The sequence below is a fragment of the Bartonella sp. MR30HLJHH genome, assembly GCF_042194195.1.
In the GTDB taxonomy this organism is placed as follows: Bacteria; Pseudomonadota; Alphaproteobacteria; order Rhizobiales; family Rhizobiaceae; genus Bartonella; species Bartonella grahamii.
The window spans coordinates 1-5,956 of sequence record NZ_JBHIMO010000031.1 but is presented as its reverse complement, the minus strand read 5'-3'; the positions used below and the strand labels follow the sequence as shown (position 1 = coordinate 5,956).

The window sequence follows — 5,956 nt, the reverse complement described above, 5'->3', positions numbered from 1 at the left end:
AAAGAACGCCCCTCATCAATATTGCGCCCTCCATCAACACCCCGTAAAAACATCCCTCGAAAATCGGGAACATTAAATGTCGTAACACCATCTCCTTCTCCCCAAACCGTTCCTATCGTCTCAAATAAATCACGATAATCACGACGCAAATAAGCCTTCCCATCGCAAATTAACCAATCCTTTGGAATCCCGCGCATTCCAAACGTTCCTATAAAACCCGTGGGATAAAGACTGCTTTCTTCTTCTAAAGGGATAGAGGTAGGATTAACAAGATGCCAATGATCTCCATTATAAAACAATGTATAAATGCACCCTTGTTGGATTTCCCCCCCTGATAAAGGACCAACCCCTAATTCTGTCGCCTTATAAACCGGCTTGCCATCTAAAGTGTTTAAGACAATCGTGGTTGCGCCCACATTCTTACCCATAGCCATAAAGCGCAAAACGATACCATTCTTATACTCTAAAAACTGTGAAGTGCTTGCAAGTCTTATCACACTCGTTTGTTGGACATGATCATTTGTCACAATGCCTTCAAGCTCTCCACCCGTGTCTGACAAGTATTCCTTTACGCGCTGCATCATCACACGGGCGCTCGTGTTCACACTGCTAGGATGCTGTCCTTCGGACCAATCAATCAAATCATCTACGCGCGTATTATCCGCCGCTCTAAGCGACCAATCATAGATCGTTGACATCTCTCATAAATCCTAATTCCGGTAAAATGGTCCGTAAAACGCCCGCATGAATTGCGTCATCAAAGGATTATCATCATCACTCTCTTCTTCTTCCGAAGCCTCTTCTTGTGATGCTAATAATGCCCTTAAAACCTCTAACAAGTTGTCTCTATTTCTAATGCCACCCTGCGCTACAGGGCTTGCTCTATAAGGCTGCCCTCCGTACATCTGTAATACACGGTTCACAAAATCACTTGCACGCATAGCGTTGTTACCACCATTCAAGCCAACCGCATTGCTCCCAACAATTTGCGCCGCATTGGCATGGGGATTTTGAAGAAGCCGCGCGGCTCCTCCTGCCCCTTGTTGATGTGCTAAATACAATTCCGCTTCACTAGGCGCTCTTCCCAACAGACGGCTTAAATGATTGCGATTATCAAGTGTCAACCGCCCCATGGCATCTGCCGCTTGCATGGGGTCAAAACGATCCTGCAAACCATATTGTTTGGCGGTGCTATCGATAAATTGATACAACCCACCAGCAGAAGAGTAGGGATTCCTTGCATTCGGATTCCCTCCACTTTCCACTTGCGCAACACGGTACAAATAACTCTCTGGCAAACCATATCGCGCTGCCGTTTGCCGTATCGCTTGATTAACAGAAGGACTATAACGGGTCATAGCCTAATCTCCTCCCTTACTCAAATGCACTCAATAAATTCAACTCCTCCGTTGAGGCTTTTCCCCCACCTCCAAACAAAGCAGCAGAAAGCTTTTTGAACCATTCTTTTGTCGCATATCCCTTATGATGCGCGTTTACCATGCGTTGAATAAGAGCTACAATTTGATCATTCTTAATCTGTGTCCCCCCTGTTAACAATTTGACAACATCCTTTTCAATCCGTTGACGCTCTCTAAACGCCGCCTCTTTGAAAGGAATCCAAGCAGACTTCCCAGCAGCTTTTGCTAATTGTACAGCTGCATCACGTTTACCCGTTGGCATACTGACATTATGCGTAAAAGATATATCTTTATTCGCTACACGACCTGGTATTCTATTATAAAAATCTGCATAATCGGCTTCTTTTTCGACAACCTTCTTGACCGCAGAAGCTTTATCGGCTCCATAAATCTTTGCAAATCGTTTATACAGATCATTCGTACCAAAAATCTCCTTTGCCGTGGACACTTCGTCTTTTGTTTGACCCATGCCTTGTAAAAGTTCTGCCCTTGAGCCCTTTTTAAAGTATTCTTGTTCTCCCTCTGGTAATTCATCAAAGATTTTACTGAACTCATCCTTATTAACCGACTTGCTAAGGATTTTAGAACCTTTACCCATAGCATCTACATCTGAACTATATTGATGATACAATGCCCGCCCTTTCTTATATTCAGACGATATATCATCCATAATCTCTAATAACTTTTTGTCGATCTCTACTAAGCTACGAACTTTGCTATTGTTTCCTTGCCTCTTTTCTGCCCGTATCATAAAATCAATAGCCTCCTTAGTTTTATGGAGAATACCCATGTTGGGTTTCTCTTTAAGAAGGCTAAATTTTTCAGAAGAAAACGGACTGGCTTTATTGCCATCACTAATGAATCCCCTTAGCCCTTTATTATAAGCTTGTTTAAAGTATGGACGCTCCATTAATTCATTAAGTGCCCCATAATATTTCTCTCCTATTGGTATCTTTTTAGCTATTTCATAAAGAGTATGGGATGCTTCTTTCCTACTCGCGATAAGATCACCTTTTAAACCTGTGACATTTTGACGAGGAACAAAGTGTTCATCAGCAGCTTGATGAATACGCTCCCCTCCTTCCAGCGCTCTCTGCCCAGCTCTTTTAGTCAAATCAAGATAAGCTCCTTGATTTCTTTTCGCGATATCAAAAACAAGATCCTGTAAAAAAGGACTATGATCAGCTACGTAATCGGTAGGAACTGCTTTTTTAAAAGATTCTCCTAGCTCTTCAGAAGCCTCCTTACCTAAATGTTTACTGATTGCTCTTAATGTGTCTGTTGCAACACCTTGCTTATGAGAAGGAGAAAAAAGTCTTCGTATTCCGCTTACCGGATAACCAGCCAAATGACCTAAAGCACTTCCAACCAATGCCCCGCCCGCTCCTAAACCTGCACCAGATAACGTACTTGTAAGTGTATTACCAAGTCCTTCGCCTTCTCCTGCGCCATGTAATGCACCAGATGCCGCTCCTACTTTAAGCAAATGAGGTAATGTTGTTTTGTTCGTGATGCCTAAAAATGGACTTGCAAATCGACTTGGAAATGACTGACCAGTGTTCAAAAAGGCTTGACCTAATTTTGACCCCGCCACATTCCTTGCAAGTGTAGGCGCTACAAAGCGTGCTCCTGAGGCTAATAATCCTCCCCCTAAAGTCGCAAGTGAAGGGATTGCCGATCCTAAAGCATTTCCAGCAAAAGAAGTCCAATAATGTTGATCACTCATCCTACGATAATAATCACGTATTCTATTGGCTTCTTTCTCATATTTTTCTATGGTTTTCTTATCTCCAGTCCAATAGTTGTAAAGCCCATTCAAAAAAGCACTTATTGCCAACTCATCATCAGAATCACGTCCTGCCGCTGTGATCCCCGCAATTTCATCATCTAAATTAAAACTCAAACCATGCTTTAAAGAATTCCAAAAGGCTTCACTGCTACTTATTTCGGGATGTTCTGCTTCTTCCTCATCAGAATGGTTGTTATAGTCTGATATGTGTCCAATAATAGGATATTGATCATCATTCCAAATCTGACTATTTGAAGAGCGTTTATTATAATCTGTTATATGTCCAATAATAGGATACTGATCATCATTCCAAACCTGACGTTTTCCAACGTTATCATTCTTATGATTAAGCATTTTAGTATCTCTTTATTCTAATATTACCATCTGCATCTTGAATTTTTGTTCCTATCTCAAATTTAGCGCTCTCTTTGGGACTGGATACCTTCACAAACTCCATAACGCCTTTTTTCTGAGTATTATATTTATCAGAGATTTCTTGAGGGGTTATCTTCCCCGTCATCCAATCATGCAAATCAGTTTTCTGAAGCTTATTTAAAGCATTAAATGTTATTTCAAGATTTTCTAAAGTTTTCAGTAGCCCTTTTGTATTACGCGCAGAATCTAAAGAACCAAAGGTTGCTACCATCGTCCGACTTTCGTAATCTGATATAGGACCAACACTAAGACTTCCTCTAGGATCCATCGATTTTAAGCTCTCAAATACCGCCTTTAAAGCACCACCCTTAATCGTATCAAATAAATTTTCTAATTCATTCGCAGGAGTTCCTCCAATTCCACGCGTAGCCCACGCCTTAAACCCGTTAATCTTATGTTTGCGAATGAGTGCAATCGAATCACGAATAGCATCTATCCCAGCGTTCATCTGATGTTTTGTGGCAATAATATTTTTTTGCTTTTTACCCTCCCACTCTTTCTGTGCTTGTAGCTTCTGATTATACTCCAATGCCTGTAGAGTCCCTGACATCGGTCTCTGTCCACGTTCACCTGTCTCTGGATCGGTATACCATTCATGCCCCGCAAGTAGTTTAGGAGTATCACCACCTGTTAGCAATGCACTAAGCATTTGAGGATTCCGTGCCATGACAGCAGCTTCTTCTTCACTGTAGCCTTTGGATTTCAGATACTCGACGGTCTGATTAACCTGCCCTCTTTGTTTATCACCTTCATTAAGATGCTTCACACCACTTGCAAGCGCATCCCATCCAGAACCATCTGTGGGTGCTGCCGCCATACCTGCAAAAAGATCTTTGAGCTTCTGATACGCATCTGATTGAAAAAACTTATAAGTATTGGACTGTAAAAATTTATCTAAATCTGTCGGTTCAGGAGGCGGTGTTGGGGTTGCGGGCGCTAATGGTTGCGTTTGGGGTTGCATTTGTTCATTAACATGAGGTTTAAGTTCTTGTGGAGCGTCCTCCAGTGCATTTGGCATAGGGGAATGATTTCCTACACCAAGAGGCATTTCCGTTTTAGGAGCCGTATAGGGCATAAATGGTCCATATGGCTGCTGCATATTCTGTAAATAGGGGTTGTTTGGAGCATGTACTTCCTCTGGTGCCATCAAAGGGGCGAGAGTCATTGCCCCTCCAGTAGCTATGGTACTCTTTGGACTTGCTTTCATGAATTGTCCAAATCTTTGCGCCCCTGTAACCGCTTTTGGAGCCATTCTGGGATAAAGATATCTCATAATATGCGGTGCAAATCTCGCTCCTGTTACTAAAGCCATTGGTATTATCGGTGCAACCATCACACTCTCCTACAAAACTATTCTTTAATTATTCTCCAGAGCTTTCTTTTGATTCATGTAATTTAAAAAAAACTTGGATGCTCCTCCTGCCAACGCTGCTCCCATTGGACCACCTGCCATATAACCAAAAGCCATCGGTGCTGCTTGAAGTGCCAGAGAACCTATAGCCCCTACATTTTTCCATGGGTTATTGCCTTGCATCATAGAGGCTGTATTATTATTCGTCGTTGTACCGTAGTTCCTTGCAAAACCATGACCGGCATTCATAAGCATATTCAACTTATTCCAGCCGCTATTGTCTTGCTCCAGCCAACGTTCTCGATTGGCATCAACAACTCTCTGATTGTAATTATCAAGCACACCTCCCCCCTGTATGGCATTGGAATAGGCATTGCCATAACCCTGTAAAAAGTTATTTGAGGCTCCCAACTGATTTTGATTGGCTTGGTCTATCATGGCATTGGCTTGCATCATGCGATCCGCATCACGATTATACTGGTCTGCTGTAGCACTTGTGGACAAAGCACCAAGTTCATTTGCCAATACACCTGCATGTGCACCGGACCCATAACGACCCGCACCTGCAAAAGAACTGTTAATCGTATCTCTTACACGGTCTAAGCTATTTTGAAGGGCGGCATTAAAAGACGGATTCTGTCCAACCGTACCACCAGAAGCCATATGTCTAAGATTCATGGCTGCCGACGTTGGATTATAGATTGTATTCATCAAAGAGCGATTTTGATAGTGCAATGGTACACTCCCAAGACCACCTATGGCTTGGGTGGTTTGAGCACTTAACGGTGCTACACGCGGTCCCCCATAAACATTACCCCCAATCCCTGTGTCATACATTTGATACGCATCCCTACCCCCACGCTTAAATACATTCTCCATCCAAGCAGGAGGGGCGCTTGTCTGTACCTGCTTTTGTTCTGTTGTTGCTGGTGTCTTGCTCCCCATTTCACAATTCCTTCCTGT

The 5,956-nt window shown here is 42.7% G+C and carries 5 protein-coding genes; all 5 read right to left on the bottom strand.

Translation table 11 applies throughout. The features are described from left to right. On the bottom strand, positions 1-698 hold a 698-nt coding region (locus ACFIKR_RS08445), incomplete at its 3' end, for a phage tail protein (RefSeq protein WP_375659542.1). A 12-nt stretch (positions 699-710) separates the two neighbouring features. Continuing rightward, a complete protein-coding gene (locus ACFIKR_RS08440; protein ID WP_375659541.1) occupies positions 711-1,358 on the bottom strand; it encodes a transglycosylase SLT domain-containing protein in 648 nt (215 codons plus the stop codon). A 16-nt stretch (positions 1,359-1,374) separates the two neighbouring features. Continuing rightward, a complete protein-coding gene (locus tag ACFIKR_RS08435) occupies positions 1,375-3,561 on the bottom strand; it encodes a hypothetical protein (RefSeq protein WP_375653408.1) in 2,187 nt (728 codons plus the stop codon). A 1-nt stretch (position 3,562) separates the two neighbouring features. Further along, entirely contained in the window at positions 3,563-4,975 is a 1,413-nt protein-coding gene (locus ACFIKR_RS08430) for a hypothetical protein (RefSeq protein WP_375636718.1), read from the bottom strand. Between the two features lie 24 nt (positions 4,976-4,999). Next, on the bottom strand, positions 5,000-5,938 hold the full coding sequence (locus tag ACFIKR_RS08425) for a hypothetical protein (RefSeq protein WP_375659543.1): 939 nt from the start codon (positions 5,936-5,938) through the stop codon (positions 5,000-5,002). Positions 5,939-5,956 lie beyond the last annotated feature (18 nt).

Coding starts and splice junctions, on each gene's coding strand:
- ACFIKR_RS08430 (WP_375636718.1), bottom strand. CDS start 4,975: ATGGTTGCACCGATAATACCAATGGCTTTAGTAACAGGAGCGAGATTT.
- ACFIKR_RS08425 (WP_375659543.1), bottom strand. CDS start 5,938: ATGGGGAGCAAGACACCAGCAACAACAGAACAAAAGCAGGTACAGACA.
- ACFIKR_RS08440 (WP_375659541.1), bottom strand. CDS start 1,358: ATGACCCGTTATAGTCCTTCTGTTAATCAAGCGATACGGCAAACGGCA.
- ACFIKR_RS08435 (WP_375653408.1), bottom strand. CDS start 3,561: ATGCTTAATCATAAGAATGATAACGTTGGAAAACGTCAGGTTTGGAAT.